This is a genomic window from Nitrosomonas ureae (genome assembly GCF_900108305.1).
In the GTDB taxonomy this organism is placed as follows: Bacteria; Pseudomonadota; Gammaproteobacteria; order Burkholderiales; family Nitrosomonadaceae; genus Nitrosomonas; species Nitrosomonas ureae_B.
In genome coordinates this window covers 13,402-29,252 of record NZ_FNUX01000008.1, presented here as the reverse complement: position 1 = coordinate 29,252, position 15,851 = coordinate 13,402, and the positions used below count along the sequence as shown (strand labels likewise).

General features: G+C 43.4%; 13 protein-coding genes. 6 read left to right on the top strand and 7 right to left on the bottom strand.

What is annotated here, in order from left to right; translation table 11 throughout:
* Nucleotides 1-257: 257 nt before the first annotated feature.
* Nucleotides 258-1,106: an SH3 domain-containing protein gene (locus C4S39_RS06345; RefSeq protein ID WP_258039314.1), complete on the top strand. Its 849-nt coding sequence runs from the start codon at nt 258-260 to the stop codon at nt 1,104-1,106.
* Between the two features lie 2 nt (nt 1,107-1,108).
* On the opposite strand, the gene C4S39_RS06340 is transcribed toward C4S39_RS06345, so the two are convergent.
* On the bottom strand, nt 1,109-2,785 hold the full coding sequence (locus C4S39_RS06340) for a diguanylate cyclase (RefSeq protein ID WP_103966199.1): 1,677 nt from the start codon (nt 2,783-2,785) through the stop codon (nt 1,109-1,111).
* Nucleotides 2,786-2,812: 27 nt separating this feature from the next.
* On the bottom strand, nt 2,813-3,238 hold the full coding sequence (locus C4S39_RS06335) for a group III truncated hemoglobin (RefSeq protein WP_103966198.1): 426 nt from the start codon (nt 3,236-3,238) through the stop codon (nt 2,813-2,815).
* A 398-nt stretch (nt 3,239-3,636) separates the two neighbouring features.
* Here C4S39_RS06335 and C4S39_RS06330 point away from each other — a divergent pair, with 398 nt between their 5' ends.
* Nucleotides 3,637-5,247: an NAD-dependent malic enzyme gene (locus tag C4S39_RS06330; protein ID WP_103966197.1), complete on the top strand. Its 1,611-nt coding sequence runs from the start codon at nt 3,637-3,639 to the stop codon at nt 5,245-5,247.
* Between the two features lie 30 nt (nt 5,248-5,277).
* Here the strand turns inward: C4S39_RS06330 and serB are convergent, their stop codons facing one another.
* Complete coding sequence (gene serB / locus C4S39_RS06325; protein ID WP_103966196.1) at nt 5,278-6,108, bottom strand: phosphoserine phosphatase SerB; 831 nt, start codon at nt 6,106-6,108, stop codon at nt 5,278-5,280.
* An 11-nt stretch (nt 6,109-6,119) separates the two neighbouring features.
* Nucleotides 6,120-7,568: a sensor domain-containing diguanylate cyclase gene (locus C4S39_RS06320; RefSeq protein WP_258039313.1), complete on the bottom strand. Its 1,449-nt coding sequence runs from the start codon at nt 7,566-7,568 to the stop codon at nt 6,120-6,122.
* Nucleotides 7,569-7,895: 327 nt separating this feature from the next.
* Between C4S39_RS06320 and C4S39_RS06315 the strand changes: the two genes are divergently transcribed.
* The 4 genes from C4S39_RS06315 to C4S39_RS06300 all read left to right on the top strand — a co-directional run bounded on the left by C4S39_RS06315 (nt 7,896) and on the right by C4S39_RS06300 (nt 13,157).
* The gene (locus C4S39_RS06315) at nt 7,896-9,392 is read left to right on the top strand and encodes a leucyl aminopeptidase (protein ID WP_103966194.1); all 1,497 of its coding nucleotides are present in this window, start codon (nt 7,896-7,898) and stop codon (nt 9,390-9,392) included.
* A gap of 35 nt (nt 9,393-9,427) precedes the next feature.
* Nucleotides 9,428-9,868, top strand: a complete 441-nt coding sequence (locus C4S39_RS06310; RefSeq protein WP_103966193.1) for a DNA polymerase III subunit chi — start codon at nt 9,428-9,430, stop codon at nt 9,866-9,868.
* 17 nt (nt 9,869-9,885) lie between these two features.
* Nucleotides 9,886-10,245, top strand: a complete 360-nt coding sequence (locus C4S39_RS06305; protein ID WP_103966192.1) for a hypothetical protein — start codon at nt 9,886-9,888, stop codon at nt 10,243-10,245.
* Nucleotides 10,246-10,394: 149 nt separating this feature from the next.
* Complete coding sequence (locus tag C4S39_RS06300; protein WP_103966191.1) at nt 10,395-13,157, top strand: valine--tRNA ligase; 2,763 nt, start codon at nt 10,395-10,397, stop codon at nt 13,155-13,157.
* 86 nt (nt 13,158-13,243) lie between these two features.
* Here C4S39_RS06300 and rfbB read toward each other — a convergent pair whose 3' ends face one another.
* Genes rfbB through rfbC form a run of 3 tightly spaced genes read right to left on the bottom strand, consistent with a single transcriptional unit; the run spans nt 13,244 to nt 15,828 of the window.
* Entirely contained in the window at nt 13,244-14,338 is a 1,095-nt protein-coding gene (gene rfbB / locus C4S39_RS06295; RefSeq protein ID WP_103966190.1) for a dTDP-glucose 4,6-dehydratase, read from the bottom strand.
* Nucleotides 14,322-15,221, bottom strand: a complete 900-nt coding sequence (rfbD, locus tag C4S39_RS06290) for a dTDP-4-dehydrorhamnose reductase (RefSeq protein ID WP_103966189.1) — start codon at nt 15,219-15,221, stop codon at nt 14,322-14,324. Before rfbD ends, rfbB begins: the two co-directional genes overlap by 17 nt.
* A gap of 46 nt (nt 15,222-15,267) precedes the next feature.
* Nucleotides 15,268-15,828: a dTDP-4-dehydrorhamnose 3,5-epimerase gene (gene rfbC / locus C4S39_RS06285; protein ID WP_103966188.1), complete on the bottom strand. Its 561-nt coding sequence runs from the start codon at nt 15,826-15,828 to the stop codon at nt 15,268-15,270.
* Nucleotides 15,829-15,851 lie beyond the last annotated feature (23 nt).

Here is a 15,851-nt window from a genome sequence, read left to right as displayed (position 1 = left end):
ATTGCTTTTAGCAGCTTACAGCTTTTCACACGAGAAGAAACCAAGGAAACTAACAGCAATAAAAGATCGGTTTCAATCACACTCAATTATCGACATTTCGTCTTAAACCTGTAAAATCAAAAGATTCCTCAATACACACTATTCTATTAATTTCCTGGATTTTTGTAATTAATTTATGGAATATTAATATATTAGTAATAAAAATTACTTGTATTCATACTACAATTAGAATCAATTCGATCTCAAAGCGCACGGATATGAATCAATTAATAAATGCCACACTAATCAATTCAAAATTATTGAACATAAAAAATATGAGATTTTTATTCTCATTTATATCATTTTTTTCAATCAAATTTTCTCGTTCATTATTAACTCAAGTTACTTTATGCCTATTTACCCTAAATTTAATCGGGTGCGCATCTCAGGAACCCATTCCAATCCCGGTTATTAAACCAGCACCGGTAGCCGCACCCCAGGATGAAAGCTTAAAAAAAGAAATTGATCGTCTGGAAAAAATAATTGCAGAAAAAGATAAAGTAATCAGAGATCAGAAAATTAAACAGAATAATCAAGCGCAGACACTGCAAGAGGTCAATAAGGAGGCAGCCCGTACCCAGGTTAAACTACATCGGCTAGCTACTAAATCAAGCACCGCTTCTGCCATAGCAGAAACTGAAGTAAGCCTAGAGCGCCTGAAACAAGCCAAAATTCCAGCAGCCGATCAAATCTTGCAAGTGCAAGCACATCATCTCGTTGAAACAGCCTCAATACTTTTTACACAGGATCAATTTGCTGCCGCCATGAATTACGTCGCACAAGCAAAACAGCTGATTGATTTGATTACTCATCCCAATCGCAAGAAAATATCCGATGATGACAATTCCTTCTTTGAATTTAATACACCGATACAATTGCACACAAAAACGAATGTCAATATACGCACGGCTCCAAATGCCAGTGCCAAGATAATCAGTATGCTGAAAAAAGACACCAAGGTATCAGTTAATGCTAGTCTGGGTTCCTGGTTACGAGTACAATCGGGCCGAGATCAAGGATGGGTTTTTAGCATAGGGTTAGAAGTAAGAGGAAACAATACTCCATAGCATCAACTATGTTGCTGCTTTACTTTGGGTATAGGCGCTACACAGTGGACTTGATTACGCCCGGAGCGCTTTGCTTGGTACAACGCGCTATCCACTCGGGAAAGTAGCGTGGTCAAAGATTTATCTTCCGGCTCGCTTTGAATAATCCCGATACTCAACGTAACTCTCAGTGTTTTATTGAGTGAACTGCAATGCACATTCGCAACTTGCGCGCGTATCCGCTCCGCAGTTTTCATCGCTTCATTTACAGAAGTTTCAGTCAGAATGATGATGAACTCATCACCCCCATAACGGGCCGCGAAATCAACGTTGCGAATTGACTGTGAGATCTTTTTCGCTACCGCAGCGATAACCTCATCGCCAGCTACGTGCCCGAGACTATCATTAAAAGTCTTAAAATGATCAACGTCGATCATCAGCACAGCAAAAGAACGTTTGTTCCGTTCATATCGAGCCAACTGGTCGCTAATAATCACATTCAGTTTATTGCGGTTATAAAGCCCCGTTAGGCTATCGGTAACCGATAGCGTTTCCAGTAATTGATTTTTCTTCTGCATGGCATCACTTGCAGCAGTAATTTCTACCTGATTCTGCCGCAACTTATCAGTCATCTGATTAAACCTTTGCGTAAGTTGGCCTACTTCATCGCGTTGCGAATTGATTAATTCGACGTTAAGGTCACCTTCCACAATTTTCTCTGTGGCTTTAATTAGTTTTTGCAAAGGGGCCACAATGGCATGACTCATACGTAATGCAATGGCCGTCACCAGAAAGATAATGATACCGATCAAGCCAGCAAACAAATTACGTTGCTGTTCCCAAGCCGAATAAACAGATTCATAGCTTTTGAACGCAATTATCGTGACAGAAAGTTTGTCTAATTCATACGCCAGGCTAACCACTTTTTCTTGCTGTGGCCCAAGAAAAATCTCATATTCTCCCGGGTTCTCTTTTAAGAGTTTCATTACATCGAGATCAAACAGCCTAGCCTCATTTGTGTTCAGAATCCCGATATCGCTGGCTAACATTATATTTCCGGCTTTATCCAACAACAGAACTTCACCTAGTGGAGATTTAACTTTATCTTTTAAACCTGATTGAATGCTGCGCATATCAAACGTTACAATCAGCGCTCCCAAGATATAATCATCGATCGATAAGACGGGTACCGACACGCTTAAGATTGCAGTTGCATAATTTTCATTCCACTCTGGAGAAATAACGACATCGCCCTGAATAGAAGCATCTTCCGGCCAGTTCTGTGACAATGTCACCGACAGAGGTAATGCTACATTACTTGCAACTATTTCACCTTCTACATCAACCACCGTCAATTCCAATACATCCTCCAGTCGCCTATGCACCGATTTCAGGTAAAGCTCCAAGGCTCCTTGCTGAGTCACGGATGTATTTTTCTGCGGTTGATTTTCTAAAGATAATTCCTCAATAAGTATTTTAGAAGTGGAAATGGATGTTGCAAGATCTCGCGCAACCAGAATCTGCTCTTTAATCCATAAATCCGACTCCCGGCCGGCATAGTTAGCCAGGGCACGTAGCTCACGCGTAACATTCTCGTTGATCATCACATCATTTTGCTGAAACGATAATATACCCACGCCTACAGCAGGAATCAGCGTAGCCAGAATAGAGAAAACAATAATTTTGCTTTTAATATTCAAATTAAACCTTGATCAGGCCATCATAAGTTATAGAGTACGAAGCGCTATCGGCTGCTTATCAGGATAATTACTGATTTGATAACCTTGCCACAATCGGCCTGCGATAAAAGATGCAATAGCGTTGGCATGTTGCTGTAAATTCGGATTACCCAGCTCCTCGGTCGTTTGTTGGAAAATTTGCAGCCAACGCTCAAATAATTCGGCAGTCAGTTCTGGCAGCGCAATATGCTTAGGCATCGGTGCTCCACGAAATCTGCTTGTCCCGCGTAATTGCGCTGACCAAAAATTAGTCATTTGTATAAAATGTGCATTCCAATCAATCACATGCGATTCAAAAATAGGACCCAGTGAAGGATCTTTCCTAGCTTTTGCATAAAAAGTATGCACTAATTGTGCTACATCTTCCTCGGTATATAAGCTTGGATTAGGCATGGAAAAAGACGTTTGATTCATAATTTATTACCTCACTAAGGTTATTGATTAAGATTGTTTTAACTAAGAGCGCCCAACAAAAAGATTTTTTAAACTTGCATCGAATCTATTGTTGTGGGAAATTAATTCATATTGACTCAATTTTTCTTTGCATGAACTTGTTATACAAAGAAAGCATCAAAATGCGTTGTCGCAATTCCATTGAAGTTATATTGCGATGACTCAAATCCGACTAATAATTTTTATCCGGCAAAAAATTTCCGTAATGATTGGAAACAAAAATCCTCATGTATTTCTTACCAAAACGGATAAGTCTATCTTTCGTTATCTCGATTGTCCAATTTGCAATCACTTAGAATTATCCAGAATAGCAAGACAAGTAGTATGATTCTCTAATCTTTCAGGAAATCCCAATCACTATGAAAAATTTACATGGAAGAACACTACTGACCAACCCGGCTCATACCAAATCAATCGGATTTACACATGCAGAACGTGAACTTTACGGCCTGCGGGGATTGCTTCCTTATAATGTTGCAAACCTAGACAAGCAAATAGAACGGGTACTCGGTAGCTTGCGCCGCAAAAATAGCGCCATAGAAAAATATATATTCTTAAATGCGTTATTGGAGCGCAATCAACGGCTTTTTTATCGCACCATGATTAATCATATCGAAGAGATTATGCCATTAGTCTATACCCCAACCGTCGGAGAAGCTTGCAGAGAATTTGCACATATTTTCAGGAATACACAAGGATTCTATATTTCCCCTGAAGACCGTGGCGAAATTGCCGCCATCCTAAAAAACTGGCCTGAAGAAGATATCCGGATCATTGTTGTGACTGATGGAGAACGAATTTTAGGTTTGGGAGATTTAGGAGCCAACGGTATGGGTATTTCCATCGGCAAAGTCGCTCTGTATGTCGCATGCGCCGGAATTCATCCGGCACAATGTATGCCGGTCATGCTCGACGTAGGCACCAACAATGTCCCCTTGCGCGAAGACCCATTATATCTGGGTTATCCTTACCCACGCATTAACGCTGATGCCTATCGCTCACTGGTGGATGAATTTGTAAAAGCAGTGCAATCGCGTTACCCGAGTGCATTGATACAGTTTGAAGATTTCTTGTCGCCGCATGCATTTGAATTTTTAGATCGCTATTCCCCGGAAGTTCGTTGTTTTAACGACGATATACAAGGAACTGCCGCAGTTACTTTAGCAGGTATCTATACCTCATGCCGTATTACCAAGAGAAAATTCACCGACCTGAATATCATGTTCTTGGGCACAGGATCTGCTGCAAGCGGAACTGCAGAACTGACCGTAAATGCACTCATTGCCGCTGGGTTAAACCAATCGCAAGCACAGAAAAGACTTTGGTTTATTGATAGAAAAGGGCTTGTTACTGCGCACAACGAAAATGTTAAACCCCGAATCAAACCCTTTGCACATGAGCACCCTGATTGCAGCTTCATTGATGCCATCAGCATAATCAAGCCGAATGTGCTGATTGGCGCCACTGGCGTAGCGGGAACATTTACCGAAGCTATTGTACGGAAAATGTCTGCAGTTAATGAACGTCCGGTTATCATAGCCTTATCGAATCCAACCTCGCATACGGAGTGCACGGCTGAGCAAGCTTATCACTGGAGCGATGGGCGGGCTATTTTTGCCAGCGGCAGTCCGTTTGATCCCGTAAGATTAAAGAATCAATTATTTAAGCCGGCACAAGGCAATAATGCTTATATTTTTCCAGGCATAGGCCTCGGCATTTATGCCAGTGCCGCTCGTCTAGTAACACAAAGCATGTTTCTGGCTGCCGCAGAAGTATTAGCAAGTATTGTTTCGGAACAAGAAATTCACAATGGCGCAGTTTATCCTTCGCTGACCCGAGTACGCGAAGTATCTCATGCCATCGCTGTAGCCGTCTGCCAAGTAGCCGTCCAAGAAAAACTGACAAGCTTGAATTTGCCGGAAAATCTTGGCAACTACGTCAGATCATTGATGTATGAACCCAATTATTAGACCACTCATTGCGCTGAGGAATCTGTCGATTCATGCGAATAAATTGATCACGCCATCCAAACCTACATAATCAATCGAATATGTTGCATGCTGCTTGACAATAGGTTTGGCATGATAAGCAATGCTGATCCCGGACTCGGCCATCATACCCAGATCATTTGCGCCATCTCCAATCGCCATAATCTGTTCACGCTTCAGTCCAAGTGAATCGCTCACCTGTTTTAATACTTGCGCCTTTCCTTGTTTGCCAATAATTTCTCCTACTACTTTTCCAGTCAGCTTGTTATTTTCAATCTCCAGTACATTGGCAGCCGCGAAATCAAGTCCCAATTTTTCCTTAATCCGTTCGGTGAAAAATGTAAAACCACCAGACAGCACCATTGTCTTTATCCCGCATCGCTTGGCTTGTTGCAGCATTTTCTCGGCACCGGGGCTAAGCCTGACTCGTTCATCATAGACTTTCTGCAATGCATCTTGATGCAAACCTCGCAATAACCAAGTCCGGCGCGTCAGGCTTTCTTCAAAACTTATTTCACCCCGCATCGTTTGCAGTGTAATCGCTGAAACCTCAGGCCTGATATTTTGCATATCAGCAATCTCGTCTATGGATTCAATTGCCAGCAACGTAGAATCCATGTCCATTACAATTAGTTTAATATCAGACAATTTTTGTTCAGGTTGTACAAACGCAAAGTCCAATTCCGACTGTAAACAATACTCGGGAATATCACTGGAATACGTCGCATTTGTCAAACGAAAGGCTTGACCGGTAATCCGCTCAATTCCATTTGCATGGGATAGTTTTGCAACAGACCGCAAATCGCTGTTATTAACTTCCAGTCCTTGAATGATTAGGTTCATAACGTAATATCCTAGCCGGAACTCCATTCAACAATCTGATTGCGTCCCGCATGTTTAGCTGCATAGAGTGCAGAATCAGCAGCCTTAATCAAGTCTTTTGCATCATGGAAACAGGCGGCATTCTCATAATATGAGGCAACCCCTATTGAGGCGGTGATATGAATAATGCTGTTACTATCAAATTTATACGAAATCGCGGCAACCGAATCTTTTAACCTGGCAATCAAGTTTCTTGCAGCTGAAAGCGGTGTTCCCGGAAGAATTAAAGCAAACTCCTCGCCGCCATAACGACTCAACGTATCATCCTGGCGAACTTGGTCAAAAATCGTTTTCACTACAGCGGCCAAAAGTGAATCCCCTGCAACATGGCCATACGTATCGTTAACGTGCTTAAAATGATCAAGATCAATGATTGCAACTGTCAACGGCAAATTATATTGTGTTGCCAGATTAAACTCCCGCCGCAATGTTTCATCAAAATACGTACGATTATAAGCACCTGTCAATCCATCGCGCTGCGATTTATCTTCCAGATCTTTGATTCTTGATAGACTATGGATCATCAACAACTCTTTGGCTTCAGCCAGAATCCCGTTGACCTCTGACGAATTATGCAGCGTCATTTCAAACAAATCCTCAACAGCATCCAGTTCGACTTCCATGATCTTAATAACCTCAATGAGTACATCTGTATCAAATCCAAGCCAGTTTTGTGCTGCCTGATTTAAAGCGGTTATTTTGTCAGCATCATGGGGATACAAAAAATAGTCCGCCAAGTAACGAGAAACCGCCAAACATGACTGCAAGGTTGGGCCTAAGTTTTTCGGCTCCGGCTGACTGTGACTGTTAATGCAAGATAATGCGATGTAATCAGGAATGTGCCACTTTTTCAGCAAAGCATATCCTAATTCATCATGTCCGGCACCAAACGCCTCGCGCTCATTATTGAGCAATGTATCATGATCAGTGGTCGAGGCAAAAACCTCTTCATATTCTTCGGGCATAATGATCCAGAATGCAAGAATGCCGATTTCTTGAATCAAACCTGCCAGAAATAAATCATCCAGAAAATTCAATTCAAGCTTTTCTCCAAGTGCACGACCGGCTAATGCTGAAGCTATCGACTTGCGCCAGAAAATATTGCTATCAAAAGCGGAACCCTGGTTCGATAACGGACTTTTGATTAGGGAATTCGTTAAGGAAAAAGATAGCGCAATAACAAGCACGGTATGCGTACCCAGTATGCTGACAGCTTGCCGGATATTTGTCGCGATCCGACGGGATTTATATAATGGCGTATTAGCAGCTCGAAGTAATTTTGCAGAAAGTACCGGATCCAATGAAATATATTGACAAACCGCCCCGATATCGGCATCAGAATCATTCGCCAGTTCAATTATTTTGACAGCGACCGCAGGCAAACTCGGCAACGTTGTACAAAAATTTAATCTTCTTTTCAATACATCATCAATCACTTACCACCCTTATTATTATACAATACTTATATACCATTGAATAACATACTGATTATATTTTCATTATAATATATAACATAGCATATTTGCTTATTTCTACAAGGATTATCTGTTATAACTTATCAAATTATTCATCATACTTCTCGATTCGATTCCGATCAGGCGTTCATTTTTCCAATCAAGTTGTATGCTATTAAATTATCGTAGAAATTGTTTTGATTATTTGGAACAAAGCGGTTATAAGGCAATTAACTGAATAAGAACCAAACTAATTAATTGTTCAAAAGAGCATTCTTAATAAAGGAGTCAAACGTGGATTTTGGAATTAAAGTTGGAACCCCGGAAAAACAGCGAGGTGCTTGTGCAGTAATCGGAATTTTCGAATCAAGAAAAATGACTGAATCGGCAAAAGTATTGGACAAGATTACACAAGAGTATATTAAAAGCATACTTACGTCAGGTGATATGGACGGAAAAGTAAACACCTCACTGTTGCTTCATAATGTTCCTGGCACACACTTTAAAAGAATTTTACTGATCGGATTAGGAAAGGAACAGGAATTTAAGGAGAAAGCATTTTTAGGGGTGATCAATTCCATTTTCAGTGCTCTGCAAAAAACGGCGGTAACTGATGTCATGCTGTTTTTATCTGATTTCCCCATTAAGGAACGCGCGAATGAGTGGAAGATCTCCCAAACCGTTATTGCGGCAATCAGTAGCTTGTATCAGTTTGATCAGCTAAAAAGCAAACCGGGAAACAATCCGGAGAAATTACGCAAGATATTATTATGTATCGATAACCGGTCAGAATTGATTACATGTGAACAGGCCATGCAACAAGGTCTGGCTATTGCTCATGGTATGAATCTCACCAGAGATTTGGGCAATCTGGCACCGAATATCTGCACCCCTACTTATCTTGCCACGCAAGCCAAGAATCTCGCCAAAACGCATAAGCTCAAGGCATCCATACTAGAGGAAAAAGATATGGAAAAGCTGGGTATGGGCTCTTTCCTCGCTGTCGCTCGCGGTAGCGAACAACCGGCAAAGTTAATCGTACTGGAATACCAAGGGGCGAGTAAAAAAGAAGATCCCATTGTTTTAGTCGGCAAAGGAGTTACTTTTGATACCGGTGGCATTTCGCTCAAGCCTGCCGCCGAAATGGATGAAATGAAATTCGACATGAGCGGAGCCGGCAGCGTACTCGGCACAATGCTTGCAGTTGCCGAAATGAAATTGCCGGTCAATCTGGTCGGTATCATTCCTGCAACCGAGAATATGCCTAGCGGCAAAGCCGCAAAGCCTGGAGACGTAATAACCAGCATGTCCGGGCAAACCATTGAAATTCTGAATACCGACGCAGAAGGGCGCTTGATTTTATGCGATGCGCTAACCTACGCCGAACGCTACAACCCCAAAATAGTGATTGACATCGCCACTTTGACGGGTGCTTGCGTGATTGCATTAGGTAATCTCACCACTGGCTTGATGAGTAATGATGACAAGCTGGCGCAAGAACTGTTGACTGCCGGAGAACAAGCCGCTGACCGCGCCTGGCAACTGCCTTTATGGGATGAATATCAGGATCTGCTAAAAAGCAATTTTGCGGATATCGCCAATATCGGCGGAAGAACTGCAGGAACCATCACAGCGGCTTGCTTCTTATCCCGATTTACTAAGAAATACCGCTGGGCGCATCTGGACATTGCAGGAACAGCCTGGAAATCAGGTAAAGATAAAGGATCAAGCGGCCGACCAGTACCGTTATTAACGCAATTCCTAATTACGCAATCAAAGATCTCTGACTAACGTTCTTTCCTTATTAATTCAGTACATTGATCGCTATGACACAGATTCTTTTCTACTCGGGATCAGACAATAAGTTGCAGACCGCTTGTCGGCTTTGTGCCAAGGCAATACAGCAACATATGAAAGTATTGATTTACGTGCCTGGATCAACATTGTTGGATCAGTTGGATAAGTTACTATGGACATTCTCACCTACCAGCTTTATTCCGCATTGTAATATTCTAGACGATGCTGAATTAGTTAGCGCAACGCCGGTGATTCTGAGTGAGCAAATTCAAGTTAACTCCCCGTTTGATGTGTTAATCAATCTGCATGATCAGTCACCACATTTATTCGATCAATTCGACCGCTTAATTGAGATTGCAGGCATGTCTCATGAGGATAAGCTGGCAGCACGCGAACGTTACCGTTTCTATAAGAATGCCGGTTACGAGATACAGCATTACCATTTAAATGATCAATCCGAATCACACTAACAGTTGTTTCTTCTATCATGGATGAGAATAAACCTGTCATCGATTTTGATGATGCTGCAATACTGGAGAAATTCCGCAGCTTACTCAACAAATATCAGAATCAAGGTAAAATTACTCCTGCAATAAGTAACGTAACGCTCACCGCAAGCGCACTGCATGCCGACAAAATGCTATCCATGGATGCAAGTACAATACCGCTACTAAGCGAAGTCGTGATACTGCATCCATCCATAATTCAACCACAGCCAGCACGCCTCACGCCGATCCAACTAATACTCGATGCTGCGCTAAGAGATGCAAATATTGAAATGGATACGCTGAATAAAAAAGCACTGGCAAACGCCTTGGAAGTCCGTTTGACTAATCAAATCAAATAATCGTTACGAATAATATAAGGCACGCCCGCACCTGTATAGCAATAGATATGTCAATTGATACTAAGCAATCCGTGTTTCTTGTCATACGCACGGTATGCCATCCGCTATAATGGCGATTTTGTTAGTAACATTTACACCCCTTAAATTTCATGGATCTCGAAAAAAGCTTTAACCCCAAGCATATTGAAAATCTTTGGTATTCCCAATGGGAATCAGCTGGATATTTCAAGCCTGCTGCTGATGAAAATCGTTCCGCTTATTGCATCATGCTGCCACCCCCCAATGTTACGGGCACATTGCATATGGGGCATGCATTCCAGCATACCTTGATGGATGCGTTAACACGCTATCACCGCATGCGGGGATACAATACTTTATGGCAGCCAGGTACTGATCATGCTGGCATTGCCACGCAGATTGTAGTTGAACGTCAACTGGATCAGGAGAATCTCAAGCGTCAACAAATGGGCCGGGAAGCATTTTTAAAGCGGGTATGGCAATGGAAAGAAGAATCCGGTTCTACCATCACCCGGCAAATGCGGCGCCTGGGTACTTCTTGTGATTGGACGCGCGAGCGTTTTACCATGGATGACGGACTATCACGCGCCGTCACCGAAGTATTCGTTCGCTTGTATCGTGAAGGACTCATTTATCGCGGCAAGCGGTTGGTGAATTGGGATCCTGTCCTGCAAACCGCCGTTTCCGATCTGGAAGTGGTGGCAACAGAAGAAAATGGCTCGTTGTGGCATATCCGCTACCCATTGGAGCAAGCGGATGGTTCCGGCACAGAACAAACGAACGCCTTAATTGTTGCCACCACCCGTCCAGAAACCATGCTGGGTGATGTGGCCGTTGCCGTACATCCCGAGGATCCGCGTTATCAACATCTGGTCGGACGACATCTCAGACTACCGCTGTGTGAGCGCACTATTCCAATTATTGCAGACTCTTATGTCGATCTGGAATTTGGTACCGGTTGTGTAAAAATTACTCCGGCTCACGATTTTAATGACTATTTGGTTGCACAACGGCATCATCTGGTTCCGATCAACATTTTTACCCTGGATGCAAAAATCAATGATCTGGCGCCAGTAGAATATCAAGGCATGGATCGTTTTGATGCCAGAAAGAAAATCATTGCCGATCTGGATGCGCAGGGCTTTCTGGTTGAGACCAAACCTCACAAACTGATGGCTCCGCGAGGAGATCGCACCCATACCATCATCGAGCCGATGCTGACTGATCAATGGTATGTCGCTATGGATAGTCTGGCCAAACGTGGATTAGAAGCCGTTGCCGAGGGCGAAATCAAGTTCACACCGGACAATTGGACGCATGTTTACAATCAATGGCTGGAAAATATTCAGGACTGGTGCATCTCGCGCCAATTGTGGTGGGGCCACCGCATTCCGGCATGGTATGACGAAGATGGCAACGTCACCGTTGCGCACAGTCTGGAAGAAGCGCAAAAACTTTCCGGCAGCAGCAATCTGAAACAAGATGATGATGTCCTGGATACCTGGTTTTCATCGGCGCTCTGGCCATTCTCCACCTTGGGCTGGCCGGATGAAACGCCGGAACTGAAAACGTTTCTGCCAACTTCGGTATTGATTACGGGATTTGACATCATTTTCTTCTGGGTAGCGCGCATGGTGATGATGTCATTACATTTCACCAACAAAATACCTTTTAAGGAAGTATATATTACCGGTCTGATCCGCGATGCCGAAGGTCAGAAAATGAGCAAATCCAAGGGGAACGTCCTGGATCCTCTGGATCTGATCGATGGCATTACCCTATCTGATTTGATCGCAAAGCGCACAACCGGATTGATGAATCCAAAGCAAGCCGAGTCGATTGAGAAAAATACCCGCAAACACTTCCCCGAAGGCATTCAGGCTTTTGGAACCGATGCCTTGCGTTTCACATTTGCCAGCCTGGCTTCACACGGACGTGATATCAAATTCGACTTGCAGCGCTGTGAAGGATACCGCAATTTCTGCAACAAACTGTGGAATGCGACACGCTTTGTACTAATGAATTGTGAAAGTAAAGATACCGGACTGGATGAATCATTACCATTAACTTATTCTGCAGCCGATCAATGGATCATCAGTCGCTTGCAACAAGCCGAACAAGCAATCGAACTGACATTTTCCCAATATCGTTTTGATCTTTTAGCACGCGAAATCTACGAATTGGTTTGGGACGAATACTGTGACTGGTATGTTGAGCTGGCCAAAGTGCAATTAAGCAGTCAGCAGGACTCGATTCATCGAGCAACGCGCCGAACGTTAGTCCGTGTATTGGAAACCATGCTGCGGCTCGCACATCCGATCATTCCATTTATTACCGAGGAACTATGGCAGAAAGTCGCACCGCTTGCAGGAAAACAAGATGCAAGCATTATGTGCCAGCCATACCCGATCGCAGATACAACAAAAATCAATCAACAATCTATTGAAGATATTTTGTTGCTCAAAGAAATAACCAATGCCTGCCGCAACCTGCGCGGTGAAATGAAACTATCACCAGCACTCAAAGTACCACTGCTTGCCGTTGGTGATTCACAAATCTTGACAAAGTACTCACCCTACTTGCTTGCATTAGCTAAATTATCCAATATAGAAATTCAAGCGGGTGGATTACCTGCTGCAGATGCTCCTGTGGCAATTGTCAGAGATTTCAAATTAATGCTGAGAATCGAAGTAAATGTGGAAGCGGAACGCGAACGTTTATCCAAGGAAATTACCCGCATTCAGGCAGAAGTATCCAAAGCGCAAACTAAACTTTCCAATCCCAGCTTTGTAAAACAAGCACCGCCCCAAGTTGTCGCACAAGAAAAAGACCGCCTGGTTGCATTTAACAAAAAACTCGATCATCTAATTTTACAATTGGAAAAACTGAATTAACTCCTCTCAAGAAAATCGAGAATCCACTGAGATGCACCGTCAAATAAGTAGGCCATTGATAGAAAGCCTGATTAATTAATTTTGCCTCAAAACTCGGTTACTTGTGATCGGGGTTTTTTATCAGAATAATTCTTATCGAGCCACTTTTTGTAACTATTATCCATCACGCCACGCCACCATTCCTCGTTATCGAGATACCACCGAACCGTTTTGTGGATACCGGTTTCAAATGTCTCCAATGGTTTGTAAGATAGTTGATCCATGATTTTGGTGGCATCAATCGCATATCTGCGATCATGTCCAGGACGGTCTGTGACATGGGTGATTAATTGGGTATGCGGCGCGCCATGAGGGTGGTAGATATCCATCAGCTGACAGACTAATGTAACAATATCGATATTCGTCCATTCATTGTTGCCGCCGATATTATAGACCTCACCCACTTTTCCATTCAGGAGAATGCGTTCTATACCACGGCAATGATCCTCAACGTAGAGCCAGTCTCGAATCTGTTTACCGTCACCATAAATAGGTAAAGGTTTACCTTCGAGACAGTTGACGATAATCAAAGGGATTAGTTTTTCTGGAAAATGATAGGGGCCGTAGTTATTTGAACAGTTGCTGATGGTGGTATTGAGACCGTAAGTGTGGTGGTAACTGCGCACTATGTGATCCAAAGATGCCTTGCTGGCTGCATAGGGTGAATTAGGCAGATACTGATGCTGCTCAGTGAATGCAGGAGCGTCAAGTGTGAGCGTGCCATAAACTTCGTCAGTGGATACATGGTGAAAACGATGAGTTGTTTTGCCCGCATCAAGCCATATTTTTTTGGCCGCTTTGAGCAGTGAATGCGTACCTTCAATATTGGTTTTAAGAAAGGCATCCGGCCCGAGAATTGATCGATCCACATGACTTTCTGCCGCAAAGTGCACTAAGGTATCAATCGAGGCATCGTGCAATAATTTTTCCACCAATGCTGTATCCAGAATGTCGCCGTGCACAAAACTGTAACTCTTATTGTTTTGTATACCTCTTAGGTTTTGCAAGTTTCCGGCATAGGTGAGCGCATCCAGCACCGTAACCTGGCTGTCAGGATATTCCCGTAACCAATAATGCACGAAGTTGCTGCCAATAAATCCAGCGCCACCCGTCACTAATAAATGCTTAGGTTGATAATTCATCGTTGTTTTTCCATTGGATTAATACTTGCTCTAATCCTTTTCGCCAGTCTGACTGAGAAATGAGTAACTCTTCCTGAATGCGCGTACATGCCAGCGCTGAGTTCTGTGGTCGCTTGGCGGTGGTGGGATATTCAGATGTGCTGATGGGTTTAATAAACGGTTTCTTTCTCAGCATGCCTAGCTCAAAAGCCTGTTGGCAAATGGTTTCAGCAAAAGCATGCCATGTGGTGACAGGAAAGCCGGTGTAATGATACAGCCCCCAAGGAATAGCTCTCTCTTGGCGCATTCGCTCCACAATTTCCAACAGGACTTCAGCGATATCACCTGCCCACGTTGGCGCGCCGGTTTGGTCAGCGACAACGCTCAGTTCATCACGTTCCTTAGCAAGGCGCAATATGGTCCTGACAAAATTATTGCCTGTAGCTGAAAATACCCAGGCTGTACGTAGCGTTATGTATTTATTCAACGTGTGGGCAACAGCCGTTTCACCTTCTAACTTACTTTGACCATAAGCCCCCTGGGGATTCGGGGCATCTGTTTCATGATATGGAGCGGTCTTTCGTCCATCAAACACGTAGTCAGTGGAAACGTGCAACAGCGGTATATCAGCCTTCACACAGGATCTTGCCAGGTATAGCGGACCATCCCGATTGACGGCAAAGGCCGACGCAATATCAGTCTCAGCGCGGTCGACGGCAGTATAAGCTGCAGCGTTGATAATAACTGTTGGTTTTACCTGGGCAACAAAGGCCATGGTACTGGATTCATTGGTGATATCCAGTTCATCATAATCGACACCCACGAAGTTATAGCCACGCTCTTTGCTGCGCAAACAAAGTTCCGTACCTAATTGACCTGCTGCGCCTACTATTAATATGGTCATATTAGATTTCATTCCCTGGGTGTATTCATGTCGTACTGAGATTGTCTTAGATTGGGCTGTAGTTTGGCAACTTCTCTAGTTCTTGTTGTGAAAGGTTGAGCGCAGATTGGTCTTTGATTGAGAATGTAACATCGCTGACGGGCCACTGGACACCAATATCAGGATCATTCCAGGCAATACATTGTTCTGATTCTGCATGATAATAGTTCGTGCACCTATAGATGAAATCCGCCACTTCTGACAAAACAACAAAACCATGTGCATAACCCGGAGGCACATAAATCATTCGCAAGTTTTCATCGTCCAATATAGTGCCAAACCACTGCCCAAAGGTAGGTGAATCTTTTCTCACATCAACGGCAACATCAAAGACCTTTCCGCGCGATACACGCACCAGCTTGCCTTGGGGTTGGAATAGCTGATAGTGGAGACCCCGCAATATACCTTTGGATGAGCGGGAATGGTTATCCTGGACAAAAGTCTCGTTGATCGCTGCTGCGAGTAGAGTCGATTCCCGGAATGTTTCTACAAAAAAACCGCGCTGATCTCTAAAAACCTTGGGCTCAAAAACCACCACGCCGGGAAGTCCAGTTTCAATGATTCTCATCTTACAGGATCTCCATTAGGTAT

Excerpts from the sequence above, each read along its gene's own strand:
- rfbB (WP_103966190.1), bottom strand. The coding sequence starts at position 14,338 with ATGAATTATCAACCTAAGCATTTATTAGTGACGGGTGGCGCTGGATTT.
- rfbC (WP_103966188.1), bottom strand. The coding sequence starts at position 15,828 with ATGAGAATCATTGAAACTGGACTTCCCGGCGTGGTGGTTTTTGAGCCC.
- C4S39_RS06310 (WP_103966193.1), top strand. The coding sequence starts at position 9,428 with ATGACACAGATTCTTTTCTACTCGGGATCAGACAATAAGTTGCAGACC.
- C4S39_RS06300 (WP_103966191.1), top strand. The coding sequence starts at position 10,395 with ATGGATCTCGAAAAAAGCTTTAACCCCAAGCATATTGAAAATCTTTGG.
- serB (WP_103966196.1), bottom strand. The coding sequence starts at position 6,108 with ATGAACCTAATCATTCAAGGACTGGAAGTTAATAACAGCGATTTGCGG.
- C4S39_RS06330 (WP_103966197.1), top strand. The coding sequence starts at position 3,637 with ATGAAAAATTTACATGGAAGAACACTACTGACCAACCCGGCTCATACC.
- C4S39_RS06345 (WP_258039314.1), top strand. The coding sequence starts at position 258 with ATGAATCAATTAATAAATGCCACACTAATCAATTCAAAATTATTGAAC.
- rfbD (WP_103966189.1), bottom strand. The coding sequence starts at position 15,221 with ATGACCATATTAATAGTAGGCGCAGCAGGTCAATTAGGTACGGAACTT.
- C4S39_RS06305 (WP_103966192.1), top strand. The coding sequence starts at position 9,886 with ATGGATGAGAATAAACCTGTCATCGATTTTGATGATGCTGCAATACTG.
- C4S39_RS06335 (WP_103966198.1), bottom strand. The coding sequence starts at position 3,238 with ATGAATCAAACGTCTTTTTCCATGCCTAATCCAAGCTTATATACCGAG.